The 23,312-nt window shown below is 38.0% G+C and carries 20 protein-coding genes; 2 read left to right on the top strand and 18 right to left on the bottom strand.

Going from position 1 to position 23,312, the window contains the following annotated elements:
* Positions 1-47 precede the first annotated feature (47 nt).
* From RBH95_RS03800 to RBH95_RS03790, 3 genes are read right to left on the bottom strand one after another with little or no spacing between them, the layout of a single operon-like run.
* Complete coding sequence (locus RBH95_RS03800; protein WP_307901396.1) at positions 48-1,334, bottom strand: amidohydrolase family protein; 1,287 nt, start codon at positions 1,332-1,334, stop codon at positions 48-50.
* 11 nt (positions 1,335-1,345) lie between these two features.
* A complete protein-coding gene (gene galE / locus RBH95_RS03795; RefSeq protein ID WP_307901395.1) occupies positions 1,346-2,365 on the bottom strand; it encodes a UDP-glucose 4-epimerase GalE in 1,020 nt (339 codons plus the stop codon).
* 4 nt (positions 2,366-2,369) lie between these two features.
* Positions 2,370-3,527, bottom strand: coding sequence for a DegT/DnrJ/EryC1/StrS aminotransferase family protein (locus RBH95_RS03790; RefSeq protein ID WP_307901394.1), 1,158 nt, complete (start codon positions 3,525-3,527; stop codon positions 2,370-2,372).
* Between the two features lie 135 nt (positions 3,528-3,662).
* Here RBH95_RS03790 and RBH95_RS03785 point away from each other — a divergent pair, with 135 nt between their 5' ends.
* Entirely contained in the window at positions 3,663-4,898 is a 1,236-nt protein-coding gene (locus RBH95_RS03785) for a 3-deoxy-D-manno-octulosonic acid transferase (RefSeq protein WP_307901393.1), read from the top strand.
* Positions 4,899-5,053: 155 nt separating this feature from the next.
* Positions 5,054-5,419 (top strand): hypothetical protein, encoded by a 366-nt coding sequence (locus tag RBH95_RS03780; protein ID WP_307901392.1) that lies wholly within the window; start codon positions 5,054-5,056, stop codon positions 5,417-5,419.
* Between the two features lie 110 nt (positions 5,420-5,529).
* Here the strand turns inward: RBH95_RS03780 and RBH95_RS03775 are convergent, their stop codons facing one another.
* The 15 genes from RBH95_RS03775 to RBH95_RS03705 all read right to left on the bottom strand — a co-directional run bounded on the left by RBH95_RS03775 (position 5,530) and on the right by RBH95_RS03705 (position 23,308).
* Complete coding sequence (locus RBH95_RS03775) at positions 5,530-7,182, bottom strand: sodium/sugar symporter (RefSeq protein ID WP_307901391.1); 1,653 nt, start codon at positions 7,180-7,182, stop codon at positions 5,530-5,532.
* Positions 7,183-7,286: 104 nt separating this feature from the next.
* Entirely contained in the window at positions 7,287-8,576 is a 1,290-nt protein-coding gene (locus tag RBH95_RS03770) for a phenylacetate--CoA ligase family protein (RefSeq protein ID WP_307901390.1), read from the bottom strand.
* A complete protein-coding gene (locus tag RBH95_RS03765) occupies positions 8,576-10,243 on the bottom strand; it encodes a C45 family peptidase (RefSeq protein ID WP_307901389.1) in 1,668 nt (555 codons plus the stop codon). Before RBH95_RS03765 ends, RBH95_RS03770 begins: the two co-directional genes overlap by 1 nt.
* 4 nt (positions 10,244-10,247) lie before the next feature.
* A complete protein-coding gene (locus RBH95_RS03760) occupies positions 10,248-11,123 on the bottom strand; it encodes a cupin-like domain-containing protein (protein ID WP_307901388.1) in 876 nt (291 codons plus the stop codon).
* 1 nt (position 11,124) lies between these two features.
* Entirely contained in the window at positions 11,125-12,669 is a 1,545-nt protein-coding gene (locus RBH95_RS03755; RefSeq protein ID WP_307901387.1) for an NAD(P)/FAD-dependent oxidoreductase, read from the bottom strand.
* On the bottom strand, positions 12,666-16,355 hold the full coding sequence (locus RBH95_RS03750) for a 1-acyl-sn-glycerol-3-phosphate acyltransferase (RefSeq protein WP_307901386.1): 3,690 nt from the start codon (positions 16,353-16,355) through the stop codon (positions 12,666-12,668). The genes RBH95_RS03755 and RBH95_RS03750 overlap by 4 nt, the downstream gene beginning before the upstream one ends.
* Positions 16,348-17,544, bottom strand: a complete 1,197-nt coding sequence (locus RBH95_RS03745) for a DUF2062 domain-containing protein (protein WP_307901385.1) — start codon at positions 17,542-17,544, stop codon at positions 16,348-16,350. Before RBH95_RS03745 ends, RBH95_RS03750 begins: the two co-directional genes overlap by 8 nt.
* A gap of 20 nt (positions 17,545-17,564) precedes the next feature.
* The gene (locus tag RBH95_RS03740; protein ID WP_307901384.1) at positions 17,565-18,059 is read right to left on the bottom strand and encodes a hypothetical protein; all 495 of its coding nucleotides are present in this window, start codon (positions 18,057-18,059) and stop codon (positions 17,565-17,567) included.
* Positions 18,056-18,427, bottom strand: coding sequence for a 3-hydroxyacyl-ACP dehydratase (locus RBH95_RS03735; protein WP_307901383.1), 372 nt, complete (start codon positions 18,425-18,427; stop codon positions 18,056-18,058). Before RBH95_RS03735 ends, RBH95_RS03740 begins: the two co-directional genes overlap by 4 nt.
* Before the next feature lie 55 nt (positions 18,428-18,482).
* Positions 18,483-19,064: a porin family protein gene (locus tag RBH95_RS03730; RefSeq protein WP_307901382.1), complete on the bottom strand. Its 582-nt coding sequence runs from the start codon at positions 19,062-19,064 to the stop codon at positions 18,483-18,485.
* Positions 19,065-19,072: 8 nt separating this feature from the next.
* Positions 19,073-19,684: a hypothetical protein gene (locus tag RBH95_RS03725; RefSeq protein ID WP_307901381.1), complete on the bottom strand. Its 612-nt coding sequence runs from the start codon at positions 19,682-19,684 to the stop codon at positions 19,073-19,075.
* Positions 19,662-20,279, bottom strand: coding sequence for an outer membrane lipoprotein carrier protein LolA (locus tag RBH95_RS03720; protein ID WP_307901380.1), 618 nt, complete (start codon positions 20,277-20,279; stop codon positions 19,662-19,664). Before RBH95_RS03720 ends, RBH95_RS03725 begins: the two co-directional genes overlap by 23 nt.
* Entirely contained in the window at positions 20,272-21,048 is a 777-nt protein-coding gene (locus tag RBH95_RS03715) for a polysaccharide deacetylase family protein (RefSeq protein WP_307901379.1), read from the bottom strand. The genes RBH95_RS03720 and RBH95_RS03715 overlap by 8 nt, the downstream gene beginning before the upstream one ends.
* Positions 21,042-22,106 (bottom strand): beta-ketoacyl synthase N-terminal-like domain-containing protein, encoded by a 1,065-nt coding sequence (locus RBH95_RS03710; protein ID WP_307901378.1) that lies wholly within the window; start codon positions 22,104-22,106, stop codon positions 21,042-21,044. Before RBH95_RS03710 ends, RBH95_RS03715 begins: the two co-directional genes overlap by 7 nt.
* On the bottom strand, positions 22,106-23,308 hold the full coding sequence (locus RBH95_RS03705) for a beta-ketoacyl-[acyl-carrier-protein] synthase family protein (protein WP_307901377.1): 1,203 nt from the start codon (positions 23,306-23,308) through the stop codon (positions 22,106-22,108). Before RBH95_RS03705 ends, RBH95_RS03710 begins: the two co-directional genes overlap by 1 nt.
* Between the last annotated feature and the right edge of the window lie 4 nt (positions 23,309-23,312).

The raw sequence follows: 23,312 nt of genomic DNA, 5'->3' as shown, positions 1-23,312 counted from the left end.
ACCTAAAATTTTGTTAATCAAGTATATCCCGATAAAGTTTTACCTTTTCAGGGTGCAGTAGATTTATAGATTTCACCCGATTTCATTACAAAGACTACATTTTCCATAGTAGCAATGTTTTCTGTTGGGTCATCATTTGTAGCAATTATGTCTGCCAAATAACCTTCTTTAATCTGACCCAATTCGTTTTGCATGTTTAATAACATGGCGTTGGTTACTGTAGCACATTTTAAAGTTTCTATGGCAGGCATTCCTGCTTCTACCATGTAAGCAAACTCCTTACCATTCTCGCCATGGATAAACACTCCGGCATCCGTACCAAAAGCTATTCCAACACCTTTTTTGTAGGCTTTTCCAAAAGTAGTTTGAATTTTCGGTCCGATATCCAAAGCCTTTCCAACAATAACTTCGGGATAATACCCTGGAATTTTAGCCTTTTCCGAAACTGTTTTTCCTGCCGTAATAGTAGGCACTAGATATACATCATGCTTTTTCATGAGCTCCATAGTTTCATCACTCATTAAGGTACCGTGTTCTATGGTTTTAACACCTCCCAAAATAGCACGTTGCATTCCTTCATCGCCATGGGCATGAGCTGCCACATGAAAACCATAATCCTTTGCTGTGTCGCAAATGGCCTTTATTTCTTCTAACGTAAATTGTGGATTTTGTCCACTTTTGGCAACACTCAATACGCCACCTGTCGCAGTTATCTTTATTAAATCAGCACCATTTTTATAACGCTGTCTCACCGCTTTTTTGGCATCCTCAACCCCATTCACCACACCTTCCTTAGGGCCAGGATTTCCAACGAGTTCTCTGTTGTTTCCATTGGTAGGATCAGCATGACCTCCTGTGGTTGCCAAAGCCTTTTCCGCAGTAAAAATGCGTGGACCAATAACTGTTCCTGAATTGATGGCATTTCGTAAAGACACATTCACTCCCGAGCCACCCAAATCCCTAACCGTGGTAAAACCCGACATTAAAGTAACCTTGGCATATTGTGTAGAATTGAAGGCTACATCTGCTTCGTTAAGGGTATAACGCTCCAAATAGGCTTTTGGATTAGTTTCATGCTCAATATGCACATGCATATCTATAAGGCCCGGCATGACCGTTTTGTCCTTTAAGTCTATCACCGAATCCTTTTTCGATTTTGGGATTACAAAACCATTTTTTACTGAGACGATTTTATTTCCTGAAACAACCACCGTTTTGTTGGTCAAAACTTTTTCGGCTTTCGTATCTACCAGCTTCCCACAATGTAAATAGAGGTCTTGTCCGGTTACTGAAAATGAAAGTAACAGGATGCACAAGGAAATAAAATGTCTCATTATATTGGTTTTTAAATGTTCCTGATGTGCTTTTCCCACTTCCAAGCAGACTCCATGGCATCGTCAAGGCTCAATTCTGCTTTCCAACCCAATACTTCATTGGACTTAGAGGTATCTGCAAAGGCTTGGATGACGTCTCCCGCTCTTCTCTCGGCAATTTTATAATTCAATTTAAGACCAGTCACCTTTTCAAAAGATTGGATCACTTCCAAAACAGAACTTCCCTTACCTGTTCCTATATTGAACACTTCATAATTTTCAGGGTTCTTCTTCTCCAAAAGACGCTGTAAAGCTACTACATGGGCTTTTGCTAAATCTACCACATGGATATAGTCTCTAATACAAGTACCGTCTGGCGTTGGATAATCATCTCCAAAAACAGCCAATTGCTCTCTAAGGCCTGCTGCCGTTTGTGTGATAAAAGGTACTAAATTTTGAGGTACGCCCAGTGGCAACTCTCCAATTTTTGCACTGGCATGCGCCCCAATTGGATTGAAATAACGAAGGGAAATAGCATTTAAGTTTGATCTTACCTTACAAGTATCAACAATAATTTCCTCCCCTATTTGCTTGGTATTTCCATAAGGCGATTCTGCTGGTTTTACAGGGGCACTTTCTAAAATTGGCAGCTCATCCGCTTGTCCATAAACGGTACATGAAGAACTAAAAATGAAATTGGCAGAATCCAAATGAAGTACCGATTTCAGAACATAGATTAACGTATTCAAGTTGTTTTCGTAATACATCAATGGTTCATTGACACTTTCTCCAACAGCCTTACTAGCGGCAAAATGAATCACACCAACAATGTCCTTATGCGCTTTGAAGAATTCTTCTACTCTTGACTTTTCCTTTAAGTCCAATTCCTCAAACAAAGGTCTTACTCCCGAAATAGCCTCGATACCATCCAAAACCTCAATAGAGGAGTTAGAAAGATTATCTATAATGACTACTTCAAAACCTTTATTTTGCAATTCTACGACCGTGTGCGAGCCAATAAACCCGAGTCCTCCTGTTACCAGTACTTTCATTAAATTATTTGTTTATAAAATTAATAACTGTTGTTGTAATAAAGTCAATTTGCTCCGCATCCAATTCTGTGTGCATAGGTAAGGAAATCACCTCCTTAACTAATTGGTTGGTAACCTTAAAGTCTTCCTCCTTGTACCTCTCATCCTTGTATGCCTTTTGCAAGTGCAAAGGAATTGGGTAATATACGCCACAAGGAATTCCATTCTCATTTAAGTGTTTTGCCAAAGCATCTCTATCCGTATTCAAAACCCTCAAAGTATATTGATGAAATACATGACAATCGCAACCATCGCAAATACCTTCACAACAATCGCTCACCGTTTTTGGAATAATGATATTAGCTTGTCCTTCAAAAGCCTTGTTATAGGCCACTGCCGCTGTTTGTCTTGCTTTGTTGTAAGCATCTAGCTTTGGTAATTTTGCATTCAGCACGGCTGCTTGAACAGAATCTAACCTAGAGTTCACCCCTACCACATCATGGTGGTAGCGCTCGTACATACCATGATTTACAATTCCTCTAATAGTATGGGCCAAGTCATCATCGTTTGTAAAGATGGCTCCTCCATCCCCATAACAGCCTAAGTTCTTGGAAGGGAAAAACGAAGTTGCCCCCACATTGCCAATGGTTCCTGCCTTAACTTTTGTTCCATCGCTATAGGTATAATTTGCCCCAATGGCTTGCGCATTGTCTTCTATCACAAACAAATTATGTTCTTTCGCAATTTCCATAATAGCCTCCATATTAGCGCATTGCCCGAATAGATGCACAGGAACAATCGCCTTAGTTTTTGGAGTGATCGCCTTTTTGATAGCCTCAATATCAATATTGAAATTTTCAAGGTCCACGTCCACCAAAACAGGCGTCAATTGCAAAAGTGCAATCACCTCAACAGTTGCTGCAAACGTAAAATCAGCAGTAATAACCTCATCTCCTGGTTTTAATCCCAATCCCATCATGGCAATCTGCAGGGCATCGGTTCCATTAGCACAAGGAATCACATGTTTTACATTAAGGTATTGTTCTAAATTAGCTTGAAACTCATGGACCTTAGGTCCGTTTATATAGGCTGTATTATCCAAAACTTCCTGAATGGAAGTATCCACGACATCTTTTATTTTGGCATATTGACCTTTAAGGTCTACCATTTGTATTTTTTTCATCTGAAATGTAATAATCGTTAAATGTAGAAAGGCCCATGGACACATGCGCCACGAAGTAGCGAATTTACGAAATTCAACGACGACAGCCAATGAATTTATGGTAAAGTAACGTATTTTAGCGGAAACAATTAACAGGTGAATTTATTATATAATTTAGGGATTTTCCTCACGGGAATTGTATTAAAAATCATTGCACTTTTCAATCCAAAAATAAAATTGGGCGTTGAGGGAAGAGCCAACACTTTTAAAATTCTAAAACAATCCATCCTTCCTGAAGATAAAACTCTTTGGTTTCACTGTGCTTCTTTGGGAGAATATGAACAAGGACTGCCCGTTTTTAAAAAGTTACGGGTACTGTACCCAAATCACAAGGTAGTTTTAAGCTTCTTTTCGCCCTCAGGCTATGAAATCCGAAAGAATTCCGAAATCGCAGATAGTGTGGTTTACTTGCCTCTAGACTCTAAAAGCAAGGCCAAAAAATTCGTGGATTTGGTGCACCCAGAAATCACTGTATTCGTAAAATATGATATTTGGCCTAACGTGTTAAATGAATTGGAAAAGCGCCACCTTAAAGCCTTTTTAATATCGGCCAACTTCAGACCTCAACAGTCCTATTTTAAATTTTATGGTGAATTTATGAGACAGGCTCTTAAAAGCTTTGACCATATTTTTGTTCAAAATGAAAGTTCCAAAGTACTTCTAGATTCAATTGGAATCACTCAAACAAGTGTTACAGGCGACACAAGATTCGATCGCGTTTCCGACCAACTCAACCAAGACAACAATTTACCATTTATAAATGAATTCAAGCAGGATGCGCTTTGTGTGGTCATTGGCAGTTCATGGCCAGAGGACGAAGCGCTTCTTATTCCGCACATTAATGCCCATGCTTCTGAAAACGTAAAATACATCATCGCTCCTCATAACATCAAACCAAATTTAATTGCCGACTTAAAAGCACAGATTACAGCAAAAACGGTTCTATTTTCTGAAAAAGAAGACAAGAATCTTTCGGATTATTCCGTATTGATCGTTGACACTATAGGTCTATTGACCAAAATATATGCCTACGCAGATATTGCCTATGTAGGTGGAGCCATGGGTAAAACAGGACTTCACAACATCCTCGAACCTTCTGTTTTTGGAGTTCCCGTAATTATTGGCAAAAACTACCAAAAGTTCCCAGAGGCCCATAACATGATTGCACATGGTGGGGTTCAATCAATTTCTTCACATTCCCAACTTGACAGTACCTTAACCCAACTTATTGAAAATGAAAACCAAAGAAAGCAATTAGGTTTTTTAAACACAGAATTCGTCAAAAAAAATAAGGACGCTGTCATCCAAATCATAAATTATATTCGTAAATAGTCTAGTGAGGTTAAAATATTTTTACTAAAAATGTTAAATATTATCATTTTTTTTATTGCTACTTAACATTTTAGTAGTTAATTTCGCTATTAATTTTTAACACTAATAAACTATTAACCATGAAAAAATCATTACTGATTCTACTTGCTGTTGGAATGTCATTCACTGCTTGTAAAGAAACCAAAGAAAAAACCGAAGAAGTAACAGAAACAGTAGAAACTACTGTTGAAGACGCTGTAGATGCTGTAGAAGATGCTGCAGATGCAACTGGCGAAGCTATGGAGGACGCTGCAAACGCTACTGAAGAAGCTGTTGAAGAAGCTATTGACGAAGCAGTAGAAGGCACTCCAGTTGACGTTGAATCTGTAACAGTTGAATACGACTATATGGTTGCAGGAAAAGAAGTAAAAGGAAGCAAAACTTTTTCAGGATCTCAAGAAGAAGTAGAAGCTGCTGTTAAAGCACTTCAAGATTCTTTGACTAAGGTTGACCCTAACATCAAAGTTTCTGTTAAAGAATAACAACTTTACCATGTTAAAAATCCCCACAATTAATTGTGGGGATTTTTTTATCCTATACTAAAACAAAAAGGATTGGCAAATGCCAATCCTTTTTGTTTATAACATGCTTTCTATTTCCAGAATAAGGCGTAAAGCACAACTAAAATAATCATGACAGCAAAGGCTCCTACATTAAAAACCGGTCCTGTTTTAAACAGTTTACCACTCAAAGGAATACCTTTAGGGTCCTCTGCCCCCTTATTCTGCATCAAACTTACTATAACGATTACTATAATCGTCAAAATAGCAGTATACCCCATTTGATCCATGAATGGGATATCAACAAAAATTGGGCTTGTTGACCATCCCTTAGGTGCTACCTTGAAGTACATAGCAATTGGAATTGAAGTCAAGGCCCCAACAATAGCCGCTTTGTTGGTAGTTTTCTTCCAGAACAGTCCTAAAAGAAATACCGCCAAAATACCAGGACTTACCACACCTGTATACTCTTGAATAAACTGGAATGCTTGATCAATTCCTCCCAACAAAGGCGCCATAATACAAGCTATTACCAAAGCTACCGCTGCCGAAATTCTTCCCATAGTTACCGTTTGCTTGGAACTAGCAGATTTATTGATATACTGCTTATAAATATCCATTGTAAAAATGGTAGAGGTTGAATTTAACATAGATGCCAAGGAAGATACGATTGCTGCCGCTAGAGCTGCAAATGCCACCCCTTTAAGTCCCGCAGGCAAAAACTGCAATAACCAAGGGTAAGCCTTATCCGCCTGCTCAGTAGATGGCAAGTTTTGAAGTCCTGCTTCTCCCAAACTTCCTAAAATTTCAGGATTGTTAACCATTAAGTAAGCCGCAATTCCAGGAATTACCACTATCAATGGAATAATCAACTTTAAAAATGCGGCCAATAAAATCCCCTTTTGAGCTTCTCTTAATGATTTTGCTGCTAAGGTTCTTTGAATGATATATTGGTTGAATCCCCAATAATAAAGGTTTGCAACCCACATACCTCCAACTAAAACCCCTATTCCCGGAAGGTTTTTGTACTCTGGGTGCGACTCATCCAAAATCATGGCAAAGCGATCTGGAACTGTTTCATAAACCGTTTTCAATCCAGCCATAACACCTTCACCACCGGACACTGTATTCAAAGCCAAATAGGTCGTTGCCAAACCTCCTAAAACCAAGAAAACAACCTGGATAACATCCGTCCAAGCTACAGCTGAGAGTCCTCCGTACAACGAATAAGCTGCCGCGAACAACGCCAATCCCATCACACCATACATCATAGGAATTCCCATGATGGTCTCCAAGGCCAAAGCCCCCAAATACAATACAGATGCCAAGTTAACAAACACATAAAGCGCAATCCAGAAGACCGCCAATATGGTCTTTAAGTTGGTAGAAAAACGCTTTTCAACAAATTCAGGAATCGTATACAACCCCTTTTCAATAAAAATTGGCAGAAAAAATTTACCTACAATAAGCAATGTCAATGCAGCCATCCATTCGTAAGATGCAATGGCTAATCCAGATGCAAATCCAGATCCCGACATCCCAATAAATTGTTCTGCTGAAATATTTGCCGCAATCAAAGAGGCTCCGATAGCCCACCAAGGCAATGACTTACCTGCCAAAAAATAATCTTCGGCATTCTTTTCATGACCTTTTTTATCTCTGGACATCCATAACCCAACCGTAAGTATGAGTATAGCATAAGCCACAAAGATAAAGTAGTCTAAAAACTCAAAAGAAGTATTCATAAAGTGGTTTTAAATGTTAGTTATTTTAGGATTGAAAGATACTAAAAAGTTACAACACGATTTGTCCATTCTCCAGATATTCCATAGGAATTCTTCTATACAATCTATTTTCTGTTATCGATAACTTTAATAGGTTTTCTGCTCATCTTAGGGAACTGTAAGGCATGGATTTCTTTAGCGTCATGAAATTCAACTTTTGGCGCTACACGCAATTTTGCCCTAAAATGGTCTTTAATAGCCTGCTGTAGTTTTTCCGTTGGATTGGTTGCCGCTATTTTAATACAAATTTCATCAGTTCCTATAGCATTGCTGGAAATTTCAACAATATAACTTTGGACCTCCTGGAAATCATTTAAAATATTATCCATGGCTGGAGGGTACAAGGTCGTCCCCTTATATTTGATCATTTGCTTTTTCCTTCCCACAACCGGTCCCAAACGCATAGTGTTTCGGCCGCATCCACATGGCGTGGTATGTGCTTTGACCATATCCCCAGTCTTAAACCTTAAAAGCGGCATCCCTTCCACTCCAAGGGTGGTAATAGTAAGTTCACCAACCTCACCTTCGTCCACTGGCTGATTGTCATCATTCAATATTTCTACAATAATCAATTCTGGATGATGATGCCCCCCTTGTTGTTGTTCACAATCCGTAAAAGCAGTATTCATTTCAGTTGAGGCATAGGTAGAATATAATTCAATGTCCCAACTCGAGGTAATTTTTTCAGCAAGTGTATTCAAGGTAAAATCCTGATTTCTTAAAGATTCCCCTATACAAATGGCTCCTTTCACACCTGATTCTTTTAAATCAATACCATGCTGATTGGCATATTCTATCAATTTCAACAAGAATGAAGGAACCGCTATAAGATAGGTTGGTTTAAATTTTAAAATAGAATCCCACTGCAATTCCGGAATCCCTGCTCCAACTCTAATAATTCCCGCTCCCAATTTACGTACACCTAAAAAATAGGCCAACCCCGCCATAAAACGACGATCTATGGTGGTCATAAGTTGCAAAATGTCGGTTTCGGCGACCCCTGCACAGGCAAATGAAATAGCCTCATTATACGCCAAACGTTCCAAATCATTATCGGTAAGCGCAAAAGTTACTGGATCACCCAAAGTGCCTGAAGTCGTAACATAATCAATCACTTTATGTTTTGGAACACATAAAAAGTCATCATTATACTTCTGTAAATCCTCTTTGGTAGTTAAGGGAAGTTTTACCAAATCTTCAAGAGTTTTAATGGTAGACACATCAATATCCTGTTCTTTAAACACCCTTTGGTAATAGGTAGAATTTGCCTGTAAATAAGTTAAAAGCTCACTTAATTTTTCCTCTTGGAACAATTTAATGTCTGCTAACGACGCTTTTTCAATTTCTGGAATCATTACTGTAATTGTCGTTTTATTTTTTTTATATAATGTTGAATATCCTGCTTATAGGGCACTGTCGAAATTTCTTTGGACAAGGCCTTCTCAAACGCATTTTGCGCTGCAGTATAGTATTTTTTTCCGTAATAATATTGCCCTAACAAGTAATAGGTCTCCCAATAATTGGGGTTTGATTTTTGAAACTCCAAAAGTAATTCAGGTTCCAGATGTCCATCATTTTGAATAGCATCAGCCAAGCTTCTACTCAACACTCGGTAGTTCTCATAATTAGCATAGGCCTCAGTATATAGAAAGTCATCAGCTTCAATCATAAGCGCTTTATTTTGTAGGGAAGCTGTTTTTTCATTATCCGCTGCAAACACCGCATCCAAATCATAAGCTACAAATGCTCCCAACTGGTACGGCGGTGCAGAAACCCAAACCAGCCTCTTCGAAGGCTGAAATACAATACCGTGGTGTGCCAACAATTGATTTAGGGATTTTTCATTGCCATAACCAATTAATTCATTATGGAGCCCTTCCTTATTCCTTAAAATATCCACAGCCACTTCAGGAGACACTTTAGGAGCCTCATTTAAAAGTTCTTCCATTCTTTGATACCTGTACATGGAATGACTTTCTGCAATATGCTTTAAATTATCTTCATCATTCGCATAAGCCTCACTTTGAAAATGATTGGTACAAATCAATTCTTCAGAATTTGCCACTTCATAAACCCCAAAATTCTCTGGAGACACTTCAATAGTTACCGCCTTGTTATCTGCCGCACTTCCCACAAAAATAGATTCCGACACAAACACCTCTCTTTTTTTGGCAATAGCAATAGCCTCTTCAATAGTGGAAGCATACTGTAAAATTTCACGAGTCACAATAGATATTGGTGTTTTGGCCAGCAACGGCACTTTGGATTTCCCTGCATTTATGGTCACTGTCAAACCTTTTTCATTCATCCCAGACACAACACCAATCATCCCCGCCCAGGTAACAGACATAAATTTGTAACCATTAGTTGGTTTCACAAAGGCTACGATCTTGTTTTCAGAAAACTCATCGCCTGCATAAAAGTCGAAATTGCGTCCTATTATTAGGTTTCCATCCTCCGTATGTTCTCCCCACGCGGCAAAAGAAGAACAGCCCACCAAGGCCAAATCCTGAAATGCATGGCCTATATCATGAGCACCATGTAAATATAAAATCCGTAAATAATCATCGGCAACATAATCATAAGTGTCCCCTGCATATTTTGAAAGCCCCAAGATTTCAGCCTTGTATTCTTCAGGTACATGCATGTACATTTTTCTATTGTACCAGGCCAATATTTTTCGCAGCATGTATTGTTTGAATTTGGAAGGTACCATTTCTTCTACCTTGCCCAAAAGCGCTTCTTCCTGTTTTTCAAACAATTCCTGAGTCAAACTTCCTGAAACCATACCCAACTGATACGGGTTTCCTTCCACCGAAAGCTCCCATAACCCCTGTTGATTTTTCATCAACCTGTTGGTCCCTGCTACAAGCAACGTATCTTCTATTTTTTGTCTATCTGGTATTTGAGAATTGAAGCTACTTACATTTGGAATGTCATGCAATGACTTTGAAACGCCACAAGAGGTCATGACAACCAGCATCAAACCATTCAGAGCTAAGAGCCCCTTTTTATAAATCATACAACTAAGCTTCCCTTTTTAATAATTTATGAGTTTTTGCTATGGCCAACTCATTTTTGTAATCTATCCATTGTTGCCCTTTCAGTTTGCGCATTACATTTTCAAAATGCCGCATGACGAACACATTGCTCAACATTTTTGCAAAGGTCTTTGGACGCCTTGAAAAGGCCCTTAAGGTCATGGAGAATCCACCATCCAAATACTTTATATAATGCCAATAGCCACTGGGCATGTAAAGGGCATCACCGTGTTTCATCTCGACTTCTAAACCGTTAAGATTTTTTAATGCAGGATACGTATCAAAATCGGGATTGTCCAGATCAATACATTCCAAATTGTGCACGGCATAAGGTATTTTATAAAGATACTTAGTCTGCTCTGGCGAAAATAACATCACACTTTTTTTTCCATGAAAATGAAAATGCATCAAATCGGCCAAGTCCATATCAAAATGCGGTAACACCTTAGATCCTGTACTCCCAAAAAACATTACGGGCAGTCGCTTGAAAAATTTCAACCCAATGTCCGGATATTCAAAATCATTGGCCAAATCTGGCATCTTGTCTAAAATATTATAAAAGAATATCCTTAAATCTGTAGGCTTGGTTTTTAAAATCTCCATATAGTCATGGAGCTTCATTTTCATAACAGGCTCTGCAGAATATTGCTTTCCTTTAGTAGGTTCGTTATTGTACAAATCAACAACTTGATCACCCGCCTTTTGTTGGATATAATCTAGATTCCACTTTTTAAAAGCAGGCCAATCGTGGGTTAAATTTTCAATTAAAACAGGTATCTGAGGTTTGTAATAATACTTGACGAATTCCTCTTTCGTAATATTCCTAACTCGAGCTACCGGCGATGTTTTAATTGTTTGCATATTACACTATTTGCGCTTTTTTGTTTGCTTCCAAAATTTTATCCAGTAAATAGTCCCTTCCCAAAATCTCCGAACACGTTATTACCGCTCCAATGGTGACCCCCAAAATACCATGCATGTTCAAACTTTGTCCCGTAAACAGCAAGTTTTGCACTTTGGTTTTTGGAGAAATAAAAGACTGCATTGGTTTATTTACATCCTTCACGTACCCATACATAGACCCTCTATTGGAGGCTATATAATCACGATACGACAATGGGGTTGACGTATATACCTCTTCTATACACTCACGTATATTTGGAAATTTCTTTTCAACTTCTACAATTACCTTCTCAGCCTTTTCTGCCTTAAACTCTTCATAACTTTGTCCTCTTTCATTTTTGTGTGCCACCGTATTAAAAGTATTTTCCCATGGCTTCATTTCCTCATAGCGCATATAAGTCATAATGGCAATACTATCGCCATATTCCTCATTGTTTTTATGGACTCCCATAGACATCATATAACTTTGGGGCCAATTCTCTTCTGTATAGTCTTGGGTATCCCATATATTATTGACATCCTTGAAAAAGTAATAATTTTTGTTGTGGTATTTAAATGTATTGGGCTTTAACACCAAATAAACGGTGAAGGCTGCAATGGTACTTTCAATATTTTCTACTCTTTTTGTATAGGCCTTTCTAAACTTATCTTCTCCTACCATTTTGAGTGTTAGTTTGGGCTCAATATTCGAAATGAACAAATTCCCATTAACCTCTACCCCATTAGTACAAATCACTGATGCAATCTTGCCGTCCTGATAGGTAAACCTTTCCACCTCATGATGCTTATACACCTCTCCCCCATGTTCCAACAACCTTCTCACCAAAAGCTTGGTAATTTGGCTTCCTCCATTCACACAACGATAAGAACTTTCAATAAATGAATTTACAGATAAAGCATGTACATAAAAAGGGGTTCTTGTGGCATCGCCTGCATACAGATAATTATTGCCAGACAACACTGCCCTTAAAGTTTCATTTTGGGTCAAGGAATCTATATAATCTTTGGCGCCCAAATTAAAAATCTCCGCATCATCATAATACGCCTTCCCGCGTTGCAAGGCGTACAGGGGAAACTTGGAACAAACTTCCCTTAATTTGGCACAATATTGACTTATGGCAATTCCCTCATCCGGAAATTGCTCCAACAGCACGCTTTCATAATTCTCATAACCTTGGGCGTGTTTATACTCCTTATCATCGCCCTCAAAAAGTATGACATCAAAACCATCTTCATCCATTTTTTTAAGCTTTAGCTCATCCATAATACCAATATATTTAAAGTATTGGTAAAGGTTTTGCCCCTCACTTAAGCCCCCAATATAGTGGACACCGGTATCAAAAATAGTTTTGTTTCTTACGAAGGTTTGAAGATTACCTCCATATTGATTGTTTTTCTCAAGCACACAGACACTATAGCCTTCCTTTGCCAAAATAATGGCAGACACCAATCCACCCAATCCACTACCTATAATGACAATATCATATGATTCTTTTAATTTCAAACTGCAATGGTTTTGTTAAGGATGACTAAATGTTGTTGTTCATATTGTATTGTGTAATTTTCTTGACTGCAAAATTCCCTAGTGGCCATATTCAAAAGAATGAGTTGAGCTACTGTAATATTTTCCAATAATTCCATTAATTCAACTTCTGAATATCCTTCTGCATTTACTATGAAGGTATCGGCTGGTGTTTTCAGCACTTCCTCAACCGACTCCAAATAGGCTATCTTACTGTTGTTGTTACTAATATAACTACTTTTTAATATGTCGCGCACATTTTTATTGGTAATACAGCTTATAATTTTTCGATCTGGACTATCTAAAGATAATAGAAAATCCAATTGTCCACAATCCTTTGAAAGGTGCAGAACCGTAGCCCGTTTATCCACCTGGTCCAAAATAGTTTTATAACGCTCGCCTTTCGCCTTCAAATCCTCTTTAACCTTAGCGAATAATTTATCTCCCTTATACCTAAAATCCTCCAAAACGATTTTATGAAAATACGCCTTTCCTTCCAATTGCTGCCTGAGAGCAGCATATTCGTCCTTAAAATATGCACTGATATTTTTAGTTTGCGCCCTCGTAGTCGTTCCAAAGTTATTTGTCCCAAAAGGAATTCTAGGTAATACCTTTAGAGTAATTTCGCCATCTTTGATAACAAAACTACCTTTTGGCAAGACTTCGGAATTTCCGTGAATGATTACAGGAACAATGTCTAGCTGAAACTGCTCTGCCAAATAAAAAGCACCTTTATGAAAACGCTTGATTTTGTTGGTTCTGGATCGCGTGCCTTCCGGAAAAGCCATCAATGAATACCCCTGATCCACTTTTTGTTGTAAATGAGAGATGCCATTTTCGATACCGCTCGACACCGGATAAAACCCAGCCAATTGCACAGCTTTTCCAAAAATTGGCGAATTATACACCCAATCGTTTACCAAAAATATAATCTTTGGATGCAGCATCCCAATGGCCAAAATATCCAGAAAAGAGGTATGGTTAGCAATAATTACAGCCTGTTTTTCAAAGGTTTCATTTGTAGGGTTAAGTATGGTTTTCTTTACAAAGGGATTGGTGTACAACACCGATTTCATGAACTTGGACACCACTTTATGGAACCATTTCATCTTCACTTTTTTACTAATAGGAATCAATGGCATAATGGCAACACTGTACAGTGACAGCAGCAAACCACTCAGCCCATAATACCCAAAAGAAACCACCGAATGCAATAACAAGCGTAACTTTATTGGCCGTTTAGTTCTACTTCCTATAAACAACCAGAATAACTCTGGCTGAATGGTAAAAGACACAATCATGGCCGATAGAATTCCGATAATGGAAACTACGGAAATTGTATATAGTGCAGGGTGTTTTGCAAAAATCATCACCCCTACTCCCAAAATGGTCGTTATCACCGAAAGAATTATAGACGTTTTATAGGTTACCAACATAGGCTCTCCAGTTCTATATTGGTGCAACAAGCCATTGGTGACAAAAATGCTATAATCAATTCCCAATCCAAAAATGAAAGACGAAATGATAATATTGAAAATATTAAACTGAACACCAAAGAGTCCCATCATTCCAACTGTCAAAAACCAGGTTAGCATAATAGGCAGCATGGTAACCAGCGTAAGTGAAACACTTCTATAAAAGAGCAAAAGCAATAGTACAACTACCAGAAAACAGTAACCCAACAGGTTATTGAAATCGTTTTTAAGATGCCCCAAAAACCGTTCGTTCATCTGCTGCCGATCAATAACCAAAACATTAGGTTGGTTTCCAAAAGCTCCAAGGACTTCATCCACCTGCTCTTCATTCACCTTAACAAGAGAGGTTACAGTAGTAAAACCATTTTTAGAACTAATATAATCGTCAACAGGAATAGCTTCAATGGCATGATAGCCCTCTAAGGGCAAAGGTTGAAAATCTGCATTCAATAACTTATAGAACTTTGTAAATGTAGCATCCTTAAACCCGAATGTCCTACCGCTTTCCACCAAATTATTTTCTACATCTTCTACTTTGGAATTATTCCAAAACGTACGCCATTTGTTGATATTTACTTGCTGTTTATCTTGAGATTGCACCAAAGCACCTAAGGAGCTAAAATTTATAATGGCATCTTCCTGTTTTAACTTGTTCAATTTTTCAAACACCAAGTCATTTGCAGCAATAGCATCTTGAGGAGAATTTCCATAGGCCGCCAAATACATAGATTTGGAGGCTATATTGGTAAGCGTATCCAAACGCTTTTGGGCAGCCATTAATGCCGGTGGTTCATAATTGAGCTTGCTGATATCCTGATTAAATTCTACTTTGGAATACGTAAATACGCTAATCACAAAGCCAATGGCCAAAAGAACAAAGGCCCACTTTTTACGGTGCCACGGAAACGATGCCAATGTATCAATCCAAGTAGATTTTGTTGTACGTTCTCTTGACTCCTTGTATACCTGCGGAATAAAAATTAGTGCAAAAACCGAAGCTCCCAAAACACTAATGGCCGCAAAAACACCTAAATCCTGGAGTGCCTGCGATTTCACAAACAATAGACATAAAAACGCCAAGGCAGTGGTTAAACTACTCATCAAAATAGGCTTAGTGATATCCTCATACAAGGCTTTCACGTTACTATTGCTCCTAATATGTGTTAATACATGTAACGAATAATCTAAGGTTACCCCCAAAAGCACCGATCCAATTCCTAAGGAAACTGCTGATATTTTTTCCCTAATAAGGAACAAAACTGCAATGGCTACTAATCCGCCAAAAAGAGTTGGTGTAAAAAGTACAATTGGCAACCATAGCCGTTTATAAAAAACGATTAGAATAATTAGCAAAACAGTCATGGCGATCCCTACCGTAAACTGAATATCCTTCTTAATCTGTTTGGCATTTTCAACAGCAATCAATGCTCCTCCAAAATATTCACTTTGTACGTTCTTATCTTGAAAACTCCTATTCAATGCATCTTGAAGTCCATATAGTTCCTCAGCAAACAAGGTATTTTGAGCCGTTTCACTAGAACTAAAATTTGGTGTAATAAACAGCAGTAGATGGTTTTGATCCTTACTCAACAAAAACCCATTATGTAAGGTAAACTCATCTCCAATATTTAACTGCCTTAGTTTATTAAGCCCCATAAACGAAATCCCCAAAGGATCCTTTAAAATAGTTTGCTTGGCAACAATTCCAGTTGGAGAAACTAACGTTTTATAATTGTTTTTGGTAATGGCATTTATACTGTCCTTAGCTAATTTGCTTTGAATAGTCGAGTAGTCCGCATCATCCAGAAATAAGGGAAGGTTTTCATAGACAAAATCCAAAGTTTGCAATGCCTGCTCATCCTTTACACGTCCCTGAACATCTTGAACATAAGCCGTAAAATTGGAACTAACACTATTCAAAAACTCTGAGGCATATTCCGTTAAATCTTCAACTTCACCATCAGGCTCCTTTGAAACATGTACAATAATTTTATCGGCAAAATTTACGGTTTGAAGTACCTTTTGAACATCAGAATCCTTTTCTTCAACAGGAATAAGCTTAGTGATATCTTCTTCAAAAACAATTTGGCTTGCCAGCCATGACAGTACAAGTACAGTCAATAGCATTCCAATAAAACCAATTGTTTTTCTTTTGGAAATAGTTTGGTATAGCGTGTAGAACACTTTAGCCATTCTTTAAAATCACTTTCTTTTTGTCAAAAATAGAAAAGAAAAGAAATCCTACCATTCCTGAAAGCGCGGACATGATAATTGCCAAAGTAAAACTCCCGATCAAATAGGCTTCAAAATGACGGATTGCCCCAAAATTAGACGTAATCTCTTCAATAGAATATGAAAAATCTACTCCTAAAATGTATTGTCCTATTTTTGAACTTGTATATAATACAAGTGGAATGAAAGGCGGCAAGCTTACATTAGAGAAAGCAAAGGCAATAGGCTTATTCAACTTTAAAAAAATAGCAAGGAAAATCACCAAAACAGTATGAAATCCCCAAAACGGCGATAGCCCAATAAACACTCCCAAGGCAATGGACAAAGCCTTTTTACTAGGCGAATCATAACTTCCCAGAAAGTCTTCTATCAAAAAACGCTTAACACCTTTTTTTTTAAGATTTCTATAGACCTCCCGCGGTTTTATGTAAAAGATGGTTAAAAACACCAACCAAGTGTTTAAAATACTTATTCGGGTAAAATCCTTGAAGGGCCTAAAGTGCGAAACTCTTTCACTTTCATCATAAAGCACTTGAATAGGTACATTTTTCACTTCAACGTCTCGCCATGCTGCCTTTACAATCACCTCAATTTCAAACTCAAACTTGGTAGTATAAAATTTAAGCGCCTTTAAATGCTTCAGTGGATAAAGTCGAAAGCCCGATTGGGTATCGTCCAATTTGATTCCAGTCTCAAACCAAAACCAAAAATTGGAAAACTTATTCCCAAAACTACTTTTGGAGGGCACCCCTTCCTGACTCATATTACGCGCTCCAATAAGCAGTAACTCTCCCGTAGGATGATTTTCTAAAGCCTCTAAAAACACGGGGATATCACTAGGAAAATGCTGCCCATCTGAATCGATGGTAATAACATAGTCATAAGTCAGCTCCACAGCTTTTTTAAACCCTTCCCTTAAAGCAACACCTTTCCCTTTGTTCTCATTAAAATGCAGACAATGAATATTAGTGTAAGATTGCAATATTGACTTAGTTGCATCTGTCGAACCGTCATTAACAACCAAGATATCATCTGTGTATTCCAAGACTCCATCAAGAACCCTTTGCAAGGTGCGATGGTTATTGTATGTAGGAATCAACACACAAGCCTTAAGGTCTTTGATTTTTTGTGAGATTGGGTCCGTATTCACTGAAATGAAAGCTTATTCTATTAGAGCTTCGAAATTACTGTTTTTTCTTCAGTTGTAAAGACTTTAGACTGTAAAATATAGTCCTTAATATGCCCTTTAAGGTTGGAAGAATTGATGTTTTTGAATTCACTCAGCAGCATCGATTTATCCTCTTCTATATCCTCTTTGTATTTCAATAGTTTAGGTGTATTTTCCTGAATTCCCAAACGCACAAAGCGTGGTTCAATGGCATTAGGCTCCTTAGCAATTGCAAACTCAATTAAAGACACACCTTCCATAAAGCCTGCTTTTTTTTCTTTTATGGTTGGGGCTTGCTTAGCTTTTAGTGCAATGGCAGCTCCTTTATAAGCCACCAATGAAATATTGTCATCCTTGGTAACCGCAGACAAAGATTTATAGAAAACCTCAACTTTTGAGCTATCATGAGCAGCTTCTTTATAGGCGCTGCGAACCTCTGCCAAGTCCAAACTTTGCATCAAAAGAAAAGCTCCAGCCAAAAGAAACAATGTTTTCATCCTTTTACTACTTTAAAGACAGAAGATAATTTAAGGGCAACAGTATCATTGAATTTTGTTGCATTTTTAACCTTGACCAAATTATCATCTTTGGAAATAGACAGGTCTAAATGTAATACAGGCGTAAGCTCTGGATTGATAATAGCCATAAACTTTACATTGCTACAAGATTCCATAAACAGCTTTTCACCTACAATCTCTTCCGTGAGTTCTTTAATAATCTGCATCATGCACACACCAGGAGTTACTGGGTTTCCAGGAAAATGCCCCTTGAACACTTCGTGCTCCTTGTTTATCGTTATTTTTGCCGTCGCAGATTGATCAGCGACAGCTATTTCATTTACGGTATAAAAATCCTTTAACAACATATCTTTATTTAAATCCCAAGGTCACTGTCCCTCTAGGTATCTTATTTAATTTTGGCTAGAATTGGAATTTGTAGAATACTCCAAACTGCAATACCCCATTTAACACATTGTCGTCAAACAGTTCGTCTCCTTCTTCAAACTCCTCCCAATATCCATCTCTTATATCAATTATGCCTTGCTTATATCGAAGTTCAAGCCCCAATCCAAAGGGAAACTCATAACCCACACCTCCAAAAAAGGAAAAATCAAAAGGGGTAATGTCTGCATCCTCATCGGAAACATTTACTTCCACACTAGGCCCAACCAACAAGTGCAAGCCCAAATTTGGCACTACAAAAAATTTATTGGACAAAGCAAAACCAATATATTTTATATCAACATCTCCACTTTCGCCCATGGCGTTCCTCTCATATCCTTGATTGGAAAACGAAGCTTCAGCTTGTAACTCGTAAAAACTCACAAAATGAACATTGGCAAACATAGCTCCTTGAAACCCCAATTTAGATTCTGACCTTGGAAGGTTGGAAACCGTAGAAGAATTGAATCCTAATTTAAGCCCGGGACGTACCTTTACCTGCGAAAAACCAAAGGTAACAGCAGCCATAACAAACAGAAAAGTCAATGATAAATGTTTCATAGTATTGGTTATTTGATTGATTTAAGGTTAATTTTCAACTTAATATTATGGTGTGTAATCTCAATCTTTTTAGCTAATCCCCTCTCTATATCATTAAACAAAAAACTTACTTTTTCTTTACTCCCCTTTGTTCTCAGCACCTCAAGTAATTGATCATTTTTAAAAAAATAAAAATGAGGCTTCCCATTTAATTCTGCTTCAAAAATATGGAAATTATCCTTGCTATAAGCGTTCTCAATTTGTATCGGACTTTGAACAAATACCAAAAAATCATCCCGCAAAATGTTGATAAGCATTTTTTTGTCCAATTCCTCCAAAATATAATTCACCGTAAAAACCTCATTTTCAAAACTAAAATCGAACAATTTATTCCCCATCTCTGTGGTAAACACCACCCTATGCTTGCTTTCCTCTATCTTTTTTACAATTAAAAGACCTCCAAAAGTCTTGCCGTAAACCTCAATGTTTGCTTTGTAAACATAATCTTTAGATACATCCGAAAAATAAGGATTTACAATCAAAGCCGCTTTTTCTTCTATTTGAAAGCCTTGCCGTTTTGGATACGAACCGCAGGCAACCAACAAAAGTAGCCCTATGCTAATGAGCAAATATCTCGTCATCCAAAGGAGGGTTTAGTACTTTATTATTGAAAACAATTTTGGTATAGTCCCCTGAAGGTTCTACCATTTTAACCTCTACAACATCCCCTTCTCCATTAAACGTAATTTGAAAGTTTTTTATGAATTTTGAAAACCTAGTATCCTTTGGAGCAAAATGAACTTCGCTAGACTTATCAATTGTAAAATAGGCAATATCAAAAGCCGTGTCGTCAAACATATCGCCTTTAACACTTCTAACGATAAGAGTATTTAATTCCTTAAACATTTTATTGGCCCCCAAATCCACATCGCTTTTCTTGCCTTCATCATCTATATACAGGGTTTCATTTTTAAAAATCACCTGATACTGAAAAGGCTCCAAATAAGCCCATTTTAATAAATCTGGTGATTTAAAGGCCATATTCCCCTTGGTCACTATGTCCTCAGACAAAAAGTCCATATGCTTATACTGCGTAAAATCGCTCACAATAGAATTGGTAGCCAATGCCAAAGATTTGACCTTATCTTTTAAAGCATTGGCTTGTGAAGCGGTCATTGGGGTTTGCGCCTTCAATGTTCCAAACACTAATAACAAAAAGTAGACAAGGTTACGCATAAGCTTTCATGTTACAAAGTGAATCTACCGAAACAGATTCCAGGTTTTCTTGGCGTAAAAATAGCAATAACTGTTCCAAAACCCTTACCGATTTTTCGCTTGTATCATGTAAAAGGATAATGTCGCCTTTTTTAAGATTGGTGGTAATTCTTTTTAGAATTTCTGTTTCACTCAATGAAGTAGTGTCCAAAGAACGTTTGTTCCAACCAACAGACTGCAGCCCCAATATTTTCAAAGCCTTTGCAATATTAGGATTGGTAACTCCAAATGCTGGCCGGTATAGCTGTAATTGCAATCCCGAATGCTTTTTGGCAATAGCGTTGGTTTGTGTTAATTCCGAAACCACCTTCGAGGTTGGCAAAAACCCAAAACTAGAGCGATGCGAAAAGGTATGGTTTCCTACGGTATGTCCCTCTTCCAAAATACGTTTAAAAAGTTCGGGGTGTGCCGCAATATGCTTCCCGATACAAAAGAATGTAGCTTTCGCATTATAGACCTTTAAAAGCTCCAATACTCTTGGAGTATACTCTGGATTAGGTCCATCATCGAACGTTATGGCCACTTGGTTTTTAACGGTTTTCGGACAAAAGTTAATGGAAGGTACGTGGTAGTTCCAACCAACAAAAGCAGACCCCATAGCAGTCAATGCTAACCATAAAAACACTACTACTAAAAACCAAAAAATTGAAATGTCATAAACAGTAGAAAGGAGCAGCAAACTTACAAAAACAAAAACTGCCGCTATATTTACCGTTTTAAATTTTAACATTGCTGTACTAAGGTAAAGCTGTGATTCTCGCCTCTGTACTGATTGTACAACAACACATTTTTTATATCTGTAACCGTACGATTATTGTATTGAAGTACTTCCGGCAAAGACTGTGTCTTCAATATTTTAACCGCAACCCAAAATGCAAAAGAGGACGCAGTATTAAATTCTCCACATAAATGTTTATAGCATACTTGTGGGGTATTTTGAAGCAATCCACTTGATAAAGTTTCATAATAACCATCAAACTGGACATCGCCATTATTCCCCAATACAACAACATCAATATCTTCAACAGACAAACCATTGGCAAATAAAAACGCTTCTACCTCAATGTTTAATTCTGATTTTGGCAAAGTATTAAAAACAGTCACCGCAGTTAGTTTTGCGTAAGAATGTTCCGTTTTTTCGTTGGATAGCACAAAAAAGTTAGCGCCTTCCCCATAAATAGCTCCTTTGGTATTCGAGTTTAAAACCTGTAATGAATCTTCTGCTTCCGCTTTTATATGATTCACCAGCTTATGAAGCTCTACCGTATAATCGCCAATTTCATCAACTCCTCCTATTAAAATATGTTTTGCCTCATCCAACTCCAGTTGCAGTTTGGCATCCATCAAGGCTGATTCAAAAGAGACACTAGAGTGCACATAGGTAAAATTATACCCCTTACATTGTAGTTCCAATGCTATTTGCCCTCCCACCGTATTATGAGTAGACTGTATAAAGGAGGTAGGGGTAAGGTATTGTTCATTATTATCCAAGATAGCGCTGAGAAATTTTTCAGAATCCTTTAGACATCCCATTCCTGTTCCTGTAATAATAGCATCTACTTCCTCCAGTCCTGCGTCTTTTAATGCAATTTTAGATGCTACCACTCCCATCTTGATTCCTTTTGCCATCCTACGCGCAGCAGCAGGGGGAATATAATCCTTATAATTAGGGTTCACCACAGGCAAAACCAGTTCTTTATAGGACAACACTTCATTTAAAAACTCAGTACTATCAAATGTTTTTTGAGCAGAAATAGATCCGATGCTATTTATATATACACTTCTCATTAGGCTTCTTTTGAAAATATCACAGTGGAACAATTTCCTCCAAAACCAAACGAATTGGACATTACCGTGTGTAACTCCTTTGATTTTAAGGTCGCCTCTGGTTGAATATGAAAGGCTTCCATGGGAGTTTTATAGTTTAAGTTTGGAAAAATCTCATTGTGCTGAAGAGCCAAAATAGAGTACACCGCTTCTATAGCTCCTGCAGCTGCCAATGTATGGCCGGTAAAAGCTTTTGTTGAACTGAATTCAGGAACCGCATCTCCAAAAACCCTTATGATAGCACGTCCTTCAGACAAATCGTTATTTCCTGTGGATGTGCCATGAGCATTGATATAATCGATATCCTTAGGCTCCAATCCTGCTACTTGAAGTGCTTTTTCCATCGCTAAAGTTGCCCCATCCCCAAAATCGGATGACGCAGTTTGGTGAAAGGCGTCGTTGGCATTACCATAACCTTTTACATAAGCCAATACCGGTTTGTTTTCAGCTTCTACCACAGCATCCGACTCTAAAACCAAGAAAGCAGCAGCCTCTCCCAGATTTAATCCTTTACGGTGTTCATCAAAAGGCGTATTGTAGGTATCCGACAGAATCATCAAGGTTTTAAACCCATTAATAGTAAACTTCGACAAACAATCCGCACCACCAACCACGACCCGGTCCAACTGACCAGATTTAATCAATCGAGCTCCAAACATAATAGCATTGGCAGCCGAAGAACACGCCGTACTAATTGTGGTTACCAAGCCTTTTTCAATACCGAGTTGTTCCGCTATTTTTTGGGTAGAATCACCAGCATGGTGCCCATGGATGTATTTTTGAACCGCTTGGTTGTTTGGATATTCGTAATAATATTTCTCGGTCATGTCCATACCACCTACGCTGGTAGCAGAAACCAATCCTGTTTTATATTGCGAAATATCAAATATCCCTGCACTATCAACAGCCTGTTTGGCCGCCACGCCACCAAGAAGTGCCGTCCTGGAATAATTGTTTTCTGGAGATAACCCCAATTGAGTTATGAGCTCTTGATTTGTGGCAGCAATTTCGCCCACCATAATATCATCTCTGTGAATGGTTTCGATTTTGGAAATTCTGGAAATTCCCTTATTTCCCAAAATCAGCGATTGGTAATTTTCGGCCACATTGTTACCTATGGCAGAAACTATCCCCATTCCAGTTATAGCTACTCCTTTCCCCATTAAA

Source organism: Mangrovimonas sp. YM274 (genome assembly GCF_030908385.1).
Lineage (GTDB): Bacteria > Bacteroidota > Bacteroidia > Flavobacteriales > Flavobacteriaceae > Mangrovimonas_A.
The sequence above is the reverse complement of the archived record's forward strand: the minus strand, read 5'-3'. Positions and strand labels throughout refer to the sequence as shown.

Bases quoted from the DNA above. Each gene is read 5' to 3' on its own strand.
- RBH95_RS03800 (WP_307901396.1), bottom strand. From the start codon at position 1,334: ATGAGACATTTTATTTCCTTGTGCATCCTGTTACTTTCATTTTCAGTA.
- galE (WP_307901395.1), bottom strand. From the start codon at position 2,365: ATGAAAGTACTGGTAACAGGAGGACTCGGGTTTATTGGCTCGCACACG.
- RBH95_RS03790 (WP_307901394.1), bottom strand. From the start codon at position 3,527: ATGAAAAAAATACAAATGGTAGACCTTAAAGGTCAATATGCCAAAATA.
- RBH95_RS03780 (WP_307901392.1), top strand. From the start codon at position 5,054: ATGTCATTCACTGCTTGTAAAGAAACCAAAGAAAAAACCGAAGAAGTA.
- RBH95_RS03775 (WP_307901391.1), bottom strand. From the start codon at position 7,182: ATGAATACTTCTTTTGAGTTTTTAGACTACTTTATCTTTGTGGCTTAT.
- RBH95_RS03770 (WP_307901390.1), bottom strand. From the start codon at position 8,576: ATGATTCCAGAAATTGAAAAAGCGTCGTTAGCAGACATTAAATTGTTC.
- RBH95_RS03765 (WP_307901389.1), bottom strand. From the start codon at position 10,243: ATGATTTATAAAAAGGGGCTCTTAGCTCTGAATGGTTTGATGCTGGTT.
- RBH95_RS03760 (WP_307901388.1), bottom strand. From the start codon at position 11,123: ATGCAAACAATTAAAACATCGCCGGTAGCTCGAGTTAGGAATATTACG.
- RBH95_RS03750 (WP_307901386.1), bottom strand. From the start codon at position 16,355: ATGGCTAAAGTGTTCTACACGCTATACCAAACTATTTCCAAAAGAAAA.
- RBH95_RS03740 (WP_307901384.1), bottom strand. From the start codon at position 18,059: ATGAAAACATTGTTTCTTTTGGCTGGAGCTTTTCTTTTGATGCAAAGT.
- RBH95_RS03735 (WP_307901383.1), bottom strand. From the start codon at position 18,427: ATGTTGTTAAAGGATTTTTATACCGTAAATGAAATAGCTGTCGCTGAT.
- RBH95_RS03730 (WP_307901382.1), bottom strand. From the start codon at position 19,064: ATGAAACATTTATCATTGACTTTTCTGTTTGTTATGGCTGCTGTTACC.
- RBH95_RS03725 (WP_307901381.1), bottom strand. From the start codon at position 19,684: ATGACGAGATATTTGCTCATTAGCATAGGGCTACTTTTGTTGGTTGCC.
- RBH95_RS03720 (WP_307901380.1), bottom strand. From the start codon at position 20,279: ATGCGTAACCTTGTCTACTTTTTGTTATTAGTGTTTGGAACATTGAAG.
- RBH95_RS03715 (WP_307901379.1), bottom strand. From the start codon at position 21,048: ATGTTAAAATTTAAAACGGTAAATATAGCGGCAGTTTTTGTTTTTGTA.
- RBH95_RS03710 (WP_307901378.1), bottom strand. From the start codon at position 22,106: ATGAGAAGTGTATATATAAATAGCATCGGATCTATTTCTGCTCAAAAA.
- RBH95_RS03705 (WP_307901377.1), bottom strand. From the start codon at position 23,308: ATGGGGAAAGGAGTAGCTATAACTGGAATGGGGATAGTTTCTGCCATA.